Source organism: Rhizobium subbaraonis, assembly GCF_900220975.1.
Classification (GTDB): domain Bacteria; phylum Pseudomonadota; class Alphaproteobacteria; order Rhizobiales; family Rhizobiaceae; genus Mycoplana; species Mycoplana subbaraonis.
Window position 1 is genome coordinate 1 of the sequence record NZ_OBQD01000007.1, and the last position, 15,200, is coordinate 15,200.

Genomic DNA, 15,200 nt, shown 5'->3' on the forward strand with positions numbered 1-15,200 from the left:
CCTAGGCAGATGTTACCGGAGACAATATTTCTGTTGTTTTGGGCCGCCCCATCGAATCCGTACGTCCCGTTGTTCATCAGGCGGTTTCCGGTGAACGTTACCTCCGCCGCTATTGATCGCACCCCGGCGCCAGTGTTGTCACGCACCAATGACCCAACGATTGACGCTGAAATCAGTTCGTGATTGATAAATATACCTTGGGACGTGTTGCCGATGGCGTCAAAGCCGGTGATGCTGACATCCAACGGCAGTAGAGGGTTGTCTTGGGACACAACAACTCCGTTTACCCCATTGCCTACGGCCGAGCCGCCCTTAACCGTGATCACACCTTTGATGTTGGTGGCTAGGTCTCCCCGCCCGCGCAAATGAAATCCGGCATTCCCGTTGCCTTCTGCGTGGCAGTCGGTGATATCGAGGAGGTAGGCGCGGGGATCGAAACCCTTCTGCGCGTTGTTCCAAGAGCGGACGCGAGTCAGCCACACGCGATTGGCCGACTTGATGTCAATCCCATCCCCGGAGGTGGGGCTGGATGTTGACCAACCACCATTGGCCTCAATGTCGCAGTCTGTGATACGCACGTCATATTCAAGATTCTCGATACCCTGCAAGCCGATGCCGTAATAGATCGCGTTCTTGACGTGAACGCGCTCGATTGTGAGCCCCTTCGTTCCGGCGCCGCGGATGCCGTGATACCCCGCCATGACCCCTTGGGGGTCTGCCTGCTTGTTCCCGTCCACAGTCAAGTCAAGAATCTGGACGTTCTCGGCAAAGGTCTGGCAGCTGATGACGTGCATCGCCGCGCCGGCAATCCGTTTAAAGATCGTGATCCCCTTGCCGGCGCCTTGGATTGTGACATTCGAGGGGACAGAAAGCCCGACCCCACCGAGCATGATTGTGCCGCGCGGAAAGAGAACGACTCCGCCTCCAAGTGCACTGGCAAAGTCTATAGCATTCTGCGCGGCCACCCGGTCGTCAACGATCCCGTTAGCCTTCACTCCAAGCCAACGGGCATCAATCCGAATGGTGTCGACCAGCCCCCACCACGCGCCGTCTGCGGTTTGAAACTTCGCTGCGTGAGACGGCTCGCTTTCCACCTTCGCATACAGTGCCCCGCCGCCGTCCCCGGCGACTTGATAACCATCGACTGTTAGGGAATCCGTACTAGCGGGTATACCAATGCCGGCCATATCGGCTACTGATGGATACGGCTGAACAGCGGTCCTGACTGTCTCCACTGTCGGCGCTAGGGATTCTGGCGTGACGGCGATCTCGCTCGACGTACCTTCCGCCACGTCGTCTGGGGTTGCAGTCGGGATCTCAAAAACATGCGTATGGTATTGTACGGCCATAGGTCGTCCTTCCCGCGATGGCAGGGTGTTTATGTCGTGCTTCGGCTGTCAGGGGGTCTCTAGATCCTCGACCCGGCCCTCTAGGGCCGTCAGATCCTGCCTAAGCGCCTTGAGGAGAGCGCTCAGGGGTACGTGAACAAATTCCCCATTGATGAAGATGACGACGCGAATGGTCTCAGGATCGGAGACATCCGAAATCGCCTGGATCGGGAACTTTTCGCTCATGTCTTGATGCAATACAGCAAGGCCACGTTCCGGGGGCGCGTCTCGGAACCGCCGGCCGCGTTGGTTGTGAACGAGTGGCTGTGTGTGTCAGTGTTGGTCGTGAACGAATGGCTGTGGCTGTCTGTTGACGTTGTGAAGCCGTGCGAGTGGCTCCCGTCGGTACTAGTGTTCGTCGACCGCGAATTCGCTCCATCGGAGGCATAGAGGATCTGGTTCCCAGGGTCTATAACGCTCTGCGTGCTTGCTGGGGTTTGCCCCGAAACCGTGTGATTGTGGCTGCCGCCGGAGTTCGTGGTGCCGGTGTGGCTATGCGAATCGCTTGATGTCGTACCCGTGTGGCTATGAGAGTTGCTGGCCGTGGTGCCGGTATGGGTATGCTCGTCAAAAGCGTGCGCCTGAGTAGAGCCAAACACACGGCCTGTGTCCACACTTCGGCCGTCCGCCCACCCGCGGATGAACTCGCCGCGAAGCTCTGGGACATTGAACGTCGTCGATCTGTTCCCAGCGCCGAACGCGGTTCCGATCGCGGAGAACAGACCGGCATATGTCGTTCTCGAAACCGCCGCTCCGTTGCACTTGAGCCATCCGCTCGGGGCTGAATTTCGGGCGAAAGCGGAAACTGCGCCAGGCGGGACTTCAACTGTGGCCGCTAAAGGTGTGGGGTTCAGCAGAAGCCATGCCCCGGCACCTCCGTTCAGGAGCGTCGAGTAGACGACCTCGTAGATTCCGCCTATTTTCACCTCACCGCCGGATAGAGCAGTCTCGCCTGACGTCGTGAACTTCACTACCGGCTTGGAGCCCAGGGAATTAACGTTCAGGGACGTGGCAGCGGAGTTGTTGTTTGACGCGCGGAACGCCACACGCAGCCCGTTCGCAAGGGCAGAGAACGGCGTGGGAGCCGATACGGCAATGCCGTTCGCTGTCCCGGTCGCCGAGGCCACGCCGCCGAGATCGTCCAGCAGCTCCTTGATGCGCTGCATCATCACCCGCGCGGAGTTATTCACGGTGGAGGGCGGCTGCCCCTCTGCCCAATTGATGCTGCTATCCGCGTTCGCGTTGTTAGCCGCGATCCGAGACCATTCAAAAATGCTGCTCATGAGCTATATCACCCTGATTCGGAGTGCCTGGACGAGTTGGGAGAGGCCTGATGCTTGATCCCCGGAGGGGCCTACGATCTGGACCGGGGAAAACTGCGGGCCTTGGTCCTGCGCCATCGCCAGCATCCCGAAAATGTCGTTCGCGGTTTCACGCTTGGTTTTCGGGGCAGCTGCTTGCTGGACGGCGGCCGGTATGTTCGCGGGTGTCGGGGATACCGAGGGCTGGGCCGTCATGGTGGGGACGCCGCCGAAGATCGGTTTGTAGCTCTCCTGCCCCTTGGGGCCGTCCGGGACTGCCGATGTGGCCGGGGCGCCGCCGATCCCCGCCCTATTGTCCAGGCCGATGGCTTTCGCCCCATACCAGCGGCCCCAACCGTCTCGCGCTGCGGTATCGAGAGCATAGTCAATGCCCTTGAACGCATTTTCCGGCTTTCGAGGGTCTAGACCGGTCTGGCGGATGAAATCGTTTCCAAGCCCCGCCGGGAAGCCAGTTCCCTCGCCCCCTACCAGAAGCTGGAATGGACCGTAGGATGGCTCTCGGATACCATTCTTCCTTGCGTCCGACTGGCGGACAGGATCGGATAAGCCGCCCTCTGACTTCGCCACCCTCACGGCAATGTCGGGGTCAATGCCGCGCTGGCGGGCAGCCGCACGGATGTATTCCTCTATGGTGTTCATAGGGGCACCTTTGATTTTCCGTAATTTCAGGTAGAATCGCCGGCTATGACCAGAAACCAGCAAGGCTTCCTCGCCGCGATCGCCCTAATCCTGTTTGGGATTGTGATGGGCGTCATTCATTTCCTAATCAGCGGCGTCAGCGAACAGTTTGGCGCCGGGGTTGTCGTCGGCCTTCTAATCGGCTTCGGACTTTTGTTCCTCGCCTCACGCCAGGCTAGAGAAACCCCTTAGCGCTGCTGTGATCCGGCCACAGGTATTGCTTGGATCAGGAGTCTTGCTTCATCTGCTGCGATCTCGCCGCGCTTTGCTGCTTCCTGTACAAGCTTTATGGCCTGCGTAGCCTCTTGCGGGCTGATTGCATCGGCTGTCAGAATACGCGCAAGTTCCTGGTTACCTCTTTCCTGCGACGCAGATCTGATGCCGCCTGTTATCTTGTCTAGCACTGCGCCAGCCGCGTCACCGAAGCGCATATTTGCCGCCATCTTGAAAATTCCGTCGCCTGATTTGCCAACGGTCACGTCATTCTGGGCTGCCAGGCGAGCGGCGCTTTCGCTGTTGCCCGTCACAACGTCGCGAGTCCGTGCGAACGCTGCTTCTGCGTCGAGGGCGCCAAGCATCCGCTTCGCTTCTTCCGGGCCAACGAGAAGTTCCAGTTTTTCCTTATTGTAGCCCTGCGAGAAGAGGTTGCGAGCCGCAAGAGCGTCGTTGCGTGCAGTGCCCATGACGTCGGCCACAGCGGCTCGGCCGCCCTGCATGAATGCTTCTTTCTGTCCCTCGTCCATTTTCAGAAGACTGGTGCGAAGCTGGTTCGGGGTCATGCTACGCTTGAACACGGATTGGCCTTCCTCCAAGGCGTCGAGCACCGACGAAGGTCCTGAAAAGGCTTTGCGGGCCGCGGCATACTCAGGAACAGCGTCGTCAATCATGCCCACGAGCATGTCTTTCTGCTGCTGGAGTATGCGAGCTTCGTTGTTGCTACCCGCCCTCTTTGCGGCGGAGATAACGTCGTCAAGTGCGCGCTTGGTGAGGTCAAGCTGGCGAACGTCTGGGGTCGGTTTCCACGCGATCCCTTCATCCGCCGCCAATTCCTGCGCCTTCTTGAGTGCACGGTCCATTGATGGCCGCTTGAGGAGGGTCTCAAGTTCCTTCGTGAAAGGAACGGACTTGCCATAGGCTGCCTCATATAGCGGGGCGGATGCGGCTGCCCGCTTTGCAATAATATCGTCGGCGAGAGCAATAGTGTCGACGTTCTGGCCGATTGCCTCGTCGAGTGACGATGCTATTCGGCTACCCGCCTGCGCTTGGCGCTGCGAGACGGCGCTTCTAATGGTTTGCTGCGCCTCACCTGGCAACGACGCCAGCGCCCCGGCTTGCCGCTGCAGGTTCGGGCCAAGGTCCATGACCATCGCGTTGTCGCCGAGGTCGGCCAACTTGGTGGCGATTGGGCACAGGTCGAAGGAGATGCGCCCACCCACTGGATGCCCTTGCCCGCCGCCCCCTCCCTTTCCTCTGGCGCAGGAAGGAGTGAGGAACGTGGGTGAACCGCTCGATCCAGCCTTTCACCTATTGCCGGCCGAGCAGATCGACCGCGTTCTCGGACAGCACATGTGCGATATTGACCCAACATTTCTTGGGTTCACGAACATCTACCTCGCGCTGGCGTCGGTCATCCCGAAGCACTGGACGATTGTGGACCTCGGCTGCGCCTACGCCCCGCAGGCCTTCATCTTCAAGGACCACGAAACCTACATCGGCGTTGACCTTGGCATTGCTAAGGAGCGGTTCGAGGCCGGGAACACGACGCACTACACGATGCCCATAGCCGAATTTATCGACAAGTACGGCGCTGACTTCCATCAGGAAACGACCTTTGCGATCTGTTCCTACGTTCCGCCGTGGCAAAACGACAATATGGCTTTGGCCCGTGGAGCGTTCAAAAACGTGTTCACGTACTATCCGGCAAGCCCTCGGGACAGATTTATCGCCATCCGCCAGGCAGCTAGCGGGGAAAGCGGGACATGAGCGCACGCCGACCTTCCGTGATACCGTTCGGAAGCTGGCCGCCCAGAATGTCCGCGGACATGGCGGCCGGATACTGCGGAGAAAAGCACGTTGAGGACTTCCTCGAACGTGTCGGCACAACCTACCCTGCCCCGCGCGTGGTTGACACGACGCGCCGCAAGTTCTGGTATCGAGACGATCTCGATAAGGCAATGAACATCGCAACGGCCACGGGATCGACTGGGATGGGGGCTCTGTTCCGTGAAAAGATCAGGGAAAAGCGGAACCGTGGAACTGCCTAAGCACGTTCACCGAGTTACGAAGAAACGGAAAAGCGGCTCAACGACCGTCTATACGTTCTTCACTAAGTTCCGGAACACAAAGGCAGCGTGGCCGTCGATCGCCCTCCCCGAGCCTCTGGAGCGCGACTTCGAGGCGCGCCTTGCCATATGCGAAACGCTGGATCGTGACGATAAAGGTTTCATCCTGGCTGGCACGCGCCTACCAGACCACAAGGCGCCAGACTTCTGGAAGATTGCGGAAAGAGCCTTCGAAGGTCATATCCGCCGCGGCAGAGAGGGAGTGAAAGACTTCCGGTCGCTTGTCGAAGCCTTCCAAAGCGAGGCAAACCCATTCTGGACAAATCTGGCAGCCTCTACGCGCCGCGGATACACAGCGTCGGGGAAAATGATTGTCGAGTGCTGGGGTGACAGGCTGCCCGCCGATCTAACAACGGTCGACGCGCAGGACGCCATAGACGCGCTTGGCGAGACGCCTGCAACAGCGAACCAGTTCCGCGCCTTCCTATCCCGGCTCGTCGCTTGGGGAGTGCCGCGAGGTTACTGCACAGCCAACGTCGTTGAGAAGACGGAGAAGGTTCCAGGTGGCGAGCCTTGGGTGCCGTGGCCGAACTGGGCGTTCGAGACTCTTTTCGAGCATGCACCCTTCCATCTGCAGATGATCGCAGTGTCGGCGTTTTTCACCGGTCAGCGTCAGGTTGACGTCATTGGGATGAAAAAGCCGAAGAGCGACGACAAGACGATCGAGGTGCGCGCCCAGAAGACTAAGAACACTGTCTGGATCCCGATCCACTCGGAATATCGAAAGTGGATCGACCGCGCCCCGAAGTCCGATAGCATCATGCTCCATGCCGGCGCCCGCTCAGCCTTCTACAAGACCGCGGATGGCTTCCGGACGGAATGGCAGAAGCTGATGTCGCAGGATGAGTTCAAGCGATTCAGGGAGGATCGTATCGTCTTCCATGGGCTCCGGAAGAATGCCGTCATCAACCTTCTGGAGGTTGGTTGCACCGAGAGCCAGGCCGGAGCGATCTGCAACATGTCTTCGCAGATGGTCCAGCACTATGGGCGAGAGGTTGCCCTACGTAGCCTTGCGAAAGATGCGATGAGACTGATGGAAGAGCGTTGGTCGGAAATAGAACCGTTGGCATTCCGAAATAACGGTGATAGACAGGTATAATTGCGGTTGCCAATTCGCTAATTGTTCACGAGATGTCTCGTAGTTTAGGCGATTATGTTGGAAACCGAAAAGCCGGAAAACCGGGCTATTCTTCAAAACACGACAACTCTTAATCAGCGGGTCCACGGTTCGAGCCCGTGATCACCCACCAGACCTCCCCTTAGGGTTCAAGTTCCTGGAATTGCAGAGATTTTTTTGCGCACGCGCGACGTCTTCCGGCGGCTGTGCAGCAAAGGCTGCAGATGGCTACGGCCGCAGTGAGCGCAAGGTTCGACTCTCGAGCGCCTTCGACGTCTACCGCCCCCCAGGATCAACACTGTTCGCCCTGCGCGTTCGCGAATCTTGGCCAGATCAGACTGATCGGTCGGCCTTATGCGGTGTGCCTCGACCGCGCGGGCCCTCGCAGCGCGGTGACCTTCTGCTGCCATCACATCGTGCATGAAAAGCCGATAGCGGAGCCGCCTCTCCCATCAGCCCTGCCACTCGTTGCCACATCTCCAGAGACGGTCGAGATGGCGTAGGCATCAATCTTGTCTGAACAACTGTTGTGCCGGGGGCCTCACCCGGCTCATCCCAGATAATGGATATGCGGACGGCCGTGATGCATCGACCTTTCCACCCGCGCCTTCACGGAGAAGACGTCGCGCAGCAGCGCTTCCGTCAGCACCTCCTCGGGGGTGCCGGCGGCGGCGACGCGCCCGTTCTGCAGCACGATCAGGTGGTCGCAGAACATCGCCGCATGGTTGAGGTCGTGGAGGGCGACGACGCTGGTAACCGGCAGGCCGGCGACGAGGCGCAGCAGGCCGATCTGGTGTTGGATGTCGAGATGATTGGTCGGTTCGTCGAGAATGAGCTCGCGGGGCGATTGCGCCAGCGCGCGGGCAATGTGGACGCGCTGCTTCTCGCCACCCGACAAGCTCTGCCAGAAGTCGTTGCGCTTCTCGCCCATCCCTGCCCGTTCCAGTGCTTCTTCCACCGCCACCTCGTCGGCTTCCGACCATCCGGAGAACATGGACCGGTGCGGGAAGCGGCCGAGCTTTACAACGTCGATCACGCGCAGGTTGACGTTGGTCGTGGCATGCTGCTCGACGAAGGCGACGCGCTTCGCCAGCGCTCGGCGGCCGACTTCGCCTATGTCCCGGCCGTCGAGCGTGATACGGCCGGCGGACGGGGTCTTCAGTCCCCCGAGCAGGCGCAGGAGCGAGGTCTTGCCGGAGCCGTTGGGGCCAAGCAGGCCGAGCAACCGCCCGGGCTCAGCCCGCAGCGACACACCGTCGAGGACGGTGCGCTTGCCGATCTTCCAGACGAGATTGTCAGCCGTGATGCTCATGACGCGCGCTGGAACCGGTAAAGGACGAAGGAGAAGAATGGCACGCCGACCAGCGCCGTCACCACGCCGATCGGCAGCACTTGTTGCGGGATCAGGATGCGCGAGGCGATGTCGGCAAGCACCATGAAAATCGCACCCGCAATGGCACATGCCGGCAGGAGGCGGATATGAAGCGGACCGACGAGGAAACGGGCCGCATGCGGCACGACGAGGCCGACAAAGCCGATCGTGCCGACCATGCTGACGATTGTCGCCGTCATCACCGCCGTCAGCGCAAAGAGCGCGATGCGGGCGCGGGCGACGTTGACGCCGAGCGAGGCGGCGGCCTCGTCGCCGAAGGCGAAGGCGTCGAGGACGCGGGCATAGAGCAGGCAGGGGATGAGGCAGAGGCCGACCACGGTGGAGACCAACATGAATTCCGGCCAGCGAACACCGCCGAAACTGCCGAGCAGCCAGAACATAACGTCGCGTGCCTGCTGCGCATTGCCGGAGGTGGTGACGACGTAGGAGGTGGCGGCGTTGAACAGCTGCGAGGCGGCAACGCCGGCAAGGATGGTTCGGTCGGCGCCACCGCGCGTGCCATTGGAGAGCAGCGCCACGAAGAAGAAGGCGGCAAAGGCCCCGGCAAAGGCGCCGGCCGAGAGCGAGACGGCACCGGCGCCGAGGCCGAGAATGACGACCGCCACCGCACCCGTCGAGGCGCCGGCGGAAATGCCGAGCACGTATGGCTCGGCGAGCGGGTTGCGCAAGAGCGCCTGCATGATGGCGCCCGATAGCGCCAGCCCCGCGCCGCAGAAGGCGGCGACCAGCGCGCGGCTGAGGCGGTAGTCCCAGATCACCGTCTCGTGGATCTGGTTGAGCTCGACCGCGCTCCAGCCCAGCTGGTTGGTGACGGCGGAGATGGTCGTCGACAGCGGGATCGGCAGGTCGCCGATCCCGACGCTGATGGCAACCACCAGCCCGATCGCACCGCCGGAGAGAACCAGCAGCGCAAGCAGGGCGCCGAGCGCGCGGGCGGCCCCAATCGTCTGCGTCACTTGGGCAGACCGAGCGCCTTCAGCTGCTCGGCCACCTGCTCGGCACCGTAGATGGTGCGGATGGTCGGGTTCATCGCCTGGCCGTCCATGACGACGATCGCCTTGTTTTTCACAGCCGGCATCTGACTCACGGCCGGATCGCCGTTGAGGAAGGCGATCTTGGCTTCCGGTTTATCGAGTTCCCAGCGGTTGCGGTCGAGGCTCGCGACGACGATGACGTCTGGATTGGCGGCGATGATGCTCTTCCAGCCCAGCGTTGGCCATTCGGCCTCGGAATCAATCGCGACCACGCCGCCCAGCACGTCGGCGACGAAACCGGAGGCGCCGTTCTTGCCACCGAGATAGGCGTCGGCCGAAGGTGCGGGACTTGAGAACCAGAACACGTAGGAGAGCTTCTTGCCGTTGGTTGGCACGTTTGCGCGCAGTGCCGCCTCGCGCTGCTTCAGGTCCTTGATCAGCACCTGGCCGCGATCGGCCACGTCGAAGATCTGCGACAGCTCATCGATCTCCTTGTAGAGGAGATCCATGTTCCACAGCTTGTCACGGCTGCCGTACTGGTCTTTCACCTTGTCGGTGCTGAGGCAGGTACTGGGCGACAGATAGGTCGGAACACCGACCTTCTCGAAATCCTCGCGCTTGGCCACTTTGCTGGTCGGCCCGATCAGGCTTGGCAGGGCGGCGGCGACAAAATCCGGGTTCTCGGCCAGAAGTGATTCGAAGGTCGGGAATTCTACCGTCAGCAACTTGACCTTGGCATTCGCCTCCTCCAACTGCGGCATGACCTTGCTCGGCCAGAAGGCGGTGCCGACCATCTTGTCTTCAAGCCCGAGCATCAGCAGGATTTCGGCGCTGTTCTGGCCAAGACCGATCGCCCGCTCCGGCGCATGCGCGAAGGTGACTTGCGCGCCGCAGTTTTCAAGCGTCAGCGGATACCGGGTAGCGGCTGCGGACGCCGAGGTTGCGGCCAGAGCGGCGACGGAGGCAAAGACCGAGGCAGCGAGAAGCGATTTGAAAAGGTTCACTGGGCGGATCCTGTCGTTGCGGTTGCCTGCCCTATAGCTTCGGCCACAGCAAAAACAAGACCTACTTAATCATATTTTCAGACCTGGCTGCGCTGGGCGGCTCTCAATTCTGGCCGGCTAGCGCCACCAGTGGAACGACCGCTGTAACCACGGCTGGATAGGATCCGGGCGTGACAGCCGTCACGTGCCAGCCACCAAAGGGTCGACAGACATCGGGCTCGCGATTGCGGGCCCGTTTTGTTGGGGGCTTCTTCCGGAATAGACGCCGTGCTGTTCGCGCACGGCCGTGCATGCACCGGCCTTGCATGTACCGGCGGTGTGTCGCCCGTCAGAATTCCAGCCATCCGCCGGCGACGCGCACCGCCTGGCCGCCGATGCGTGCACCCACGATATGTCCGGCCGCGACGTCGAGATGAAGATGGATCATCGACGGTCGTTCCATCTCCACCCCCTGCTCGATCAGAATAGGGTGATGGCCGTCGACCATCTGGTCGAAGAGCTGGAGGGCGCCGGACAGCGCCGCCACCGCCGACCCTGTCGCCGGATCCTCGCGCCCCATGTCGGAAGAGAACATCCGCGCGTGGAAGCGTGCCAGATGATTGACCGCGCCTCGACAGTATAGATAGGCGGAAGCGAGCCGTCCCTCGGCAAAGGGCACGCAACGCTGCCATATCATCGGGTCGAACTCGGCGTCGGAGGCGGCAGCAAGGTCGTGCACCGGCACCATCAAATAGGCGACACCAGCGCTCCACAGGGACGGTACGTGGTTTTCGAAGCCGATCTGGGTGACCTTGAGGCCGAAGGCGTCGGCGATCGCCTGCCGGTCCAGCGCCGCGTCCAGGCGAACGGACTTGCGCGGCAGGTCGAACTCGGCAAAGGGCGCGCCCTCACTCGGCAGCTTCACCGCACAACGGACAGGCCCGATATTCTCCTCCAGCACGCTCACCAGGTCGAGCGGACGCGTCCGTTCGCCGTTGCTGGCCTCGGCAATCGCTATCGCGGCCCCCACGGTAGGATGTCCTGCAAAAGGCAGCTCCTGCGCGGGCGTGAAGATGCGCAGGCGCGCGGCATGGGCGGCCACCTCCGCCTTGTGGACGAAAACGGTCTCCGAGAGGTTGAATTCCGTGGCGATCGCCTGCATTGCCGCATCGTCCAGCCCGTCGGCATCGAACACGACGGCGAGCGGATTGCCCGCGAGCTTGCGGTCGGTGAAAACGTCATAGACGGCGTATCGACGCGCCACGGTTCACTCCTTCGAGAGATATCTGGGGCCAAACTGCACGAGCACCCTGTGGCCGGCAAGCGCAAATCACGCCTGTCCCCGCTGGAAGAACCATCGCAGGACCGGCGGCATGAAGGCGGCATAGGCGTGGCGCGCCGGATCGCTGTCGCGGATGGCCACGGCGCCGTCGATCTCCGGTTCGGTCTCCGTTGCCATGTGATCGGCGATCGCAGCCAGCAGTTCCTCGGCCGTCCGCGCGAAGCGGTAGACACGAAGGACGGTGACCACGCTGTCGACATGCAGGGCATGCAGCACCGGTTCGGCCAGCGCGGTCGAGAGGTCGAGCCCCGTCTCCTCGGCCACCTCCCGCGCCATGTTCGCCTCGATGTCGCAGAAGCCGTCCTTGATGTCGTGCGCGTCCAGCGAACCGGCCGCGCAATAGACCTTGCCGGGATTGGCGGTGTGCCGACCCATGCGGATCGCGACGACCGCCCCGTCGGACGAGACGAGCAGCGGCAGGCCGAAGAGATGCAGACCGCCTGCCCTCGGACGCCGCTTCCGCCACAGCAGGAAGGTCGAAAAGGGAACGAGATGGCCGGTTGCAAGGACGCCGGCATCGCAGATGTCCACCGCGCTCTGCAGGAGCATTTCGCCATCGTAGAGCGCCGGATTGGCTGCACTTTCCTCCCGCCAGTTCCGCGCGATGGCGTCGCGCTCGGCCAGGAAAAACGGATGGGCCGCATCCGATACGCGGATTTCGACCCGGCGAACCGGGAACACCTCCCCCTCGGGCGGCCAGGCGCGGAGCATCTTGTCGGCGGGCATGTCCATCACACGTCCAGCGTCATGACGACGGGGCAATGGTCGGAGGCCTTCGGGCGGTCCCAGCCGATGCGCGGATAGCGTTCGACCTCCTGCCCCGGCGGAAAGACGGTGCGGTACGGCTGTCCGCCGCGGATGATCTCCGGCACGCGGGTGTGATTGCGGCGGGCAAGGGTCGGCGACAGCAGGATATAGTCGAGCTGGCACAGATGGCGCTCCTCGGGTCCCATGCTGTGATAGAGCGTCCAGCGATCGTCCTCGGGTCGCCGCAGGACAGGATTTTCGACGAAACCGTCCCTCGTCAGCACGTCGAGGCAACTCTGGTCCTCGAGCACCCTGCGGAACGTGTATCCGTTGCGCCGGTCCCCCTCCACCGCCAGCTTCTCCTGATAGTCATTCAGGTCGCCGCAAATCGCGAAGGACTTCTTGGCCACGCCTCCGGCAGCGAACCGGTTCTCGATGATCCGGCGAACCGCGCGCGCCTCCGCAATCCGCAGCGGCATCGTCGAGGAGCGCCCGTCCAAGCCGTCGCGCCCCGGCCCCATCGACTTGAAATGCACGACGAAAAGGGTCAGCGGTCGGCCGCCGATCCGCAGGTCGAGTTCGAGGCAGTCGCGCTTGAACACGCGGTCTGTCGGACGAAGGGGCGCAAGTTCCGGCGCGTAGATGCCGAGATCGTCATAGGTCACGGCGGCATGACTGCGCACGTCCACGCACTCGATCTTCTGCCCGTCGCGGGTCGTCTCCCGCATCAGAACGGCCACATCGATGCCGCGCGTGTCGTTGCCCTCGATCAGATAGCGCTGGCGATAGCCGTTGCCGACCATCTTGAACAGGTAGCCGTATTCGAAGGCCTGCAGCGACTCCATGTTGTCGACCTCCTGCAGGCAGAGGATGTCGGCGTCGGCATCGGCGATCGCCAGCGCCGATTGCTGGCGCGCGTCGTCGGCAAGCCCGATCGTGCGCGCCTCCTCCAGACGCTGGAACTCCGCCTCGCTGCGGATGCTGAACAGCCGCAGCACCCGATCCTGCCGGGTCTGGTTGCGAAATCCGGTGAAATCGAAGCGGGAAAGCAGGTTTTCGACGTTGAAGGTGGCAAGACGCAGGGACATGAGAAAAAACCGTTGAAACGGCGCGGAGTTTACCCGCCGACGCCGCGAAGGGAAGCGCCTTTCTCCGCAACGTGCGCGATTGCCGCGCGCCATCTGGCGCCGGTGGGGAAATGACGGCTTGTTTGTCGGCGGCACAGGCTCCATGATCGCGGCGGAAGAGCGGAATCGGTCGGGAGGACCGAATGAGGGCTTGGACCATGATGGCGAGCGCCCTTGCGGCCGGGCTCTGCATTGCCCTGTTCGCCGCCTCAGTCCATGCTGCCGAAAGCTCCTACATCGCCGACGCGGGGGACGCCACGCGGGCGGTGGACGAAATCATCGCGCAGACCGGGCGAAGCCCTCGCCTGCAATCGATCGAGCTGACCGATCGCCGCGTCACGGTCGATCTGGAGGGCAAGCGCAGCAGCGACATCGACGAATGGCAGATTGGCCGCGTCACGCGCCTTTTCATGGAATTCGAGACGACGGTCGGCCCCCGCCCCTCCGGTTCGCCAGGCTTGGTGAGCGATGTTGAAAGCGGCTTCTTCGACCGCGGGGCGATCAATCTCGACATCGTTCCGGACATCGCCGCCCGTGCAGTCGCGTATGCCGACCTGGACGACGAGGCCCATGTCCAGTCGATCGAGATTTCGCGCGACGTGACGATCCTTCCCCAACCGGCCTATGGCGACGTTCGCTGGTCGATCTATGTCACCTCCGGCCGCGAAAGCGCCATCATCCGCGCCGACGCCGCCGGCAAAATCACCGGCGGTGATCTCGCCAACACCAACCGCGCCCGCAACATGGACCTGCTTGCCGATGCGAACTGGCCGCAGAAGCAGGCGATGGACGCGCTCATGGCGGCGATCGGCGGCGACAGGCGGCTGCGCGAGCTGACCGTTCGCCCGCGCGCGCTCTCGGTCGCCGCCGATCATCCCACCGTTGCCGGACGGAAAGAGGACTACAACTGGACGATCTCCGGCGTCACGCGCTCGCCGCTGCTGTCCCCCCTCGTCCACGGCGCCAGCGCGGATGAGCTGTTTTCGCTCAGCGACGTCGACCTGTCCTCGCTGGCAAAGATCCGCAACATCGCGCGGCGGGAGTGGGGCGACGACAAGGCCCGCCTCGAATACATGACGCTGAAGCGCGTTGCCGGACCGCCGGGCGCCGCGGAGATGCGCTGGATCGCCTACTTCAACGATCTCGATACCGAAGGTGGCATCGCCGCTTCCGCCGGCAGCATCGAAATCGCTCCTGACGGAAAGGTGCGCAAGGTCAACCGGCCGTCGTCGGAAGCTTCCGCGGCGGACTGGCTGGATCCAAAGGTGGTCGCAGAAACGTTCGTGCGCCTGGCGCGGGAATTCGGAACCGGCGCGCGCTTCGCGGAGATCACCTTCGACAGGGAAAAGGCGCGTATCCTCGCCGAAGATCCCGACAGGAACGAAACGATGGCCGAATTCGTAGCCGGCCCCGCACAGACGAGTCGTTCAGACAAGTTGATGCCGTGGGACGCCGAATTCCGCGCCGAGCGCCTGTTCCCCCTCGACGCTCTCGGTGCCTTCAACGCGCCGACAAAGCTGACCGGCTTCAAGGAGCGCGCCTATGCACTGCTCGGTGTCGACGAGAAATCCATGCCGCTTTCGCGCTATACCTTCGCCATTGGCCAGACGATGGGGCCTGACGGCAGCTACAGGGTGCCCTCCCCTGACGGTCGGCCGACGCTGGAGGTGCGCGTCGAAAGTGCGGACGGCCAGAAGATCGGCCGCGTCACCTTCTCCTCAGACGGCAGGGAAATCGACGTCGCAGCGCCTTGACCCGCGCGCAAGTCGTCGCGCGCGGAGCTCACC

General features: G+C 62.4%; 16 protein-coding genes. 5 read left to right on the forward strand and 11 right to left on the reverse strand.

The features are described 5' to 3' along the window. From CRO48_RS11785 to CRO48_RS11795, 4 genes are all read right to left on the reverse strand, one after another. Nucleotides 1–1,349: right-handed parallel beta-helix repeat-containing protein (locus tag CRO48_RS11785; RefSeq protein ID WP_141402045.1), on the reverse strand; the 1,349-nt coding region annotated here is incomplete at its 3' end. A gap of 48 nt (nucleotides 1,350–1,397) precedes the next feature. After that, nucleotides 1,398–1,574 (reverse strand): hypothetical protein, encoded by a 177-nt coding sequence (locus CRO48_RS32190; RefSeq protein WP_176526732.1) that lies wholly within the window; start codon nucleotides 1,572–1,574, stop codon nucleotides 1,398–1,400. Continuing rightward, nucleotides 1,571–2,671 (reverse strand): tail fiber protein, encoded by a 1,101-nt coding sequence (locus CRO48_RS11790; RefSeq protein WP_097139446.1) that lies wholly within the window; start codon nucleotides 2,669–2,671, stop codon nucleotides 1,571–1,573. The genes CRO48_RS32190 and CRO48_RS11790 overlap by 4 nt, the downstream gene beginning before the upstream one ends. A gap of 3 nt (nucleotides 2,672–2,674) precedes the next feature. Continuing rightward, nucleotides 2,675–3,349 carry a hypothetical protein gene (locus CRO48_RS11795; RefSeq protein WP_097139448.1) on the reverse strand — a complete coding sequence of 225 codons (675 nt, stop codon included), beginning with the start codon at nucleotides 3,347–3,349 and terminating at the stop codon, nucleotides 2,675–2,677. A 45-nt stretch (nucleotides 3,350–3,394) separates the two neighbouring features. On the opposite strand from CRO48_RS11795, the gene CRO48_RS11800 reads away from it, so the two are divergent. After that, nucleotides 3,395–3,580, forward strand: a complete 186-nt coding sequence (locus CRO48_RS11800; RefSeq protein ID WP_097139451.1) for a hypothetical protein — start codon at nucleotides 3,395–3,397, stop codon at nucleotides 3,578–3,580. On the opposite strand, the gene CRO48_RS32195 is transcribed toward CRO48_RS11800, so the two are convergent. Next, entirely contained in the window at nucleotides 3,577–4,749 is a 1,173-nt protein-coding gene (locus CRO48_RS32195; protein WP_176526733.1) for a hypothetical protein, read from the reverse strand. The two genes, CRO48_RS11800 and CRO48_RS32195, sit on opposite strands and share 4 nt — an antisense overlap. Here CRO48_RS32195 and CRO48_RS33475 point away from each other — a divergent pair. The 3 genes from CRO48_RS33475 to CRO48_RS11820 all read left to right on the forward strand — a co-directional run bounded on the left by CRO48_RS33475 (nucleotide 4,720) and on the right by CRO48_RS11820 (nucleotide 6,829). Next, nucleotides 4,720–4,890, forward strand: coding sequence for a DUF551 domain-containing protein (locus tag CRO48_RS33475; protein WP_176526734.1), 171 nt, complete (start codon nucleotides 4,720–4,722; stop codon nucleotides 4,888–4,890). The two genes, CRO48_RS32195 and CRO48_RS33475, sit on opposite strands and share 30 nt — an antisense overlap. Continuing rightward, nucleotides 4,883–5,371 carry a hypothetical protein gene (locus CRO48_RS11810; protein ID WP_141402046.1) on the forward strand — a complete coding sequence of 163 codons (489 nt, stop codon included), beginning with the start codon at nucleotides 4,883–4,885 and terminating at the stop codon, nucleotides 5,369–5,371. Before CRO48_RS33475 ends, CRO48_RS11810 begins: the two co-directional genes overlap by 8 nt. Before the next feature lie 267 nt (nucleotides 5,372–5,638). Continuing rightward, entirely contained in the window at nucleotides 5,639–6,829 is a 1,191-nt protein-coding gene (locus CRO48_RS11820; protein ID WP_097139460.1) for a site-specific integrase, read from the forward strand. 568 nt (nucleotides 6,830–7,397) lie between these two features. On the opposite strand, the gene CRO48_RS11825 is transcribed toward CRO48_RS11820, so the two are convergent. From CRO48_RS11825 to CRO48_RS11850, 6 genes are all read right to left on the reverse strand, one after another. Continuing rightward, a complete protein-coding gene (locus CRO48_RS11825) occupies nucleotides 7,398–8,159 on the reverse strand; it encodes an ABC transporter ATP-binding protein (RefSeq protein ID WP_097139462.1) in 762 nt (253 codons plus the stop codon). Beyond that, nucleotides 8,156–9,184, reverse strand: coding sequence for a FecCD family ABC transporter permease (locus tag CRO48_RS11830; protein WP_176526746.1), 1,029 nt, complete (start codon nucleotides 9,182–9,184; stop codon nucleotides 8,156–8,158). Before CRO48_RS11830 ends, CRO48_RS11825 begins: the two co-directional genes overlap by 4 nt. A gap of 8 nt (nucleotides 9,185–9,192) precedes the next feature. Continuing rightward, nucleotides 9,193–10,218, reverse strand: a complete 1,026-nt coding sequence (locus CRO48_RS11835; RefSeq protein WP_097139466.1) for an ABC transporter substrate-binding protein — start codon at nucleotides 10,216–10,218, stop codon at nucleotides 9,193–9,195. A 328-nt stretch (nucleotides 10,219–10,546) separates the two neighbouring features. Continuing rightward, the gene (locus CRO48_RS11840; RefSeq protein WP_097139468.1) at nucleotides 10,547–11,461 is read right to left on the reverse strand and encodes a PhzF family phenazine biosynthesis protein; all 915 of its coding nucleotides are present in this window, start codon (nucleotides 11,459–11,461) and stop codon (nucleotides 10,547–10,549) included. 66 nt (nucleotides 11,462–11,527) lie between these two features. Then, nucleotides 11,528–12,265: an NUDIX hydrolase gene (locus CRO48_RS11845; RefSeq protein WP_097139941.1), complete on the reverse strand. Its 738-nt coding sequence runs from the start codon at nucleotides 12,263–12,265 to the stop codon at nucleotides 11,528–11,530. 5 nt (nucleotides 12,266–12,270) lie between these two features. Beyond that, on the reverse strand, nucleotides 12,271–13,374 hold the full coding sequence (locus CRO48_RS11850) for an endonuclease/exonuclease/phosphatase family protein (RefSeq protein WP_097139470.1): 1,104 nt from the start codon (nucleotides 13,372–13,374) through the stop codon (nucleotides 12,271–12,273). A gap of 182 nt (nucleotides 13,375–13,556) precedes the next feature. On the opposite strand from CRO48_RS11850, the gene CRO48_RS11855 reads away from it, so the two are divergent. After that, entirely contained in the window at nucleotides 13,557–15,167 is a 1,611-nt protein-coding gene (locus CRO48_RS11855; protein WP_097139472.1) for a hypothetical protein, read from the forward strand. Nucleotides 15,168–15,200 lie beyond the last annotated feature (33 nt).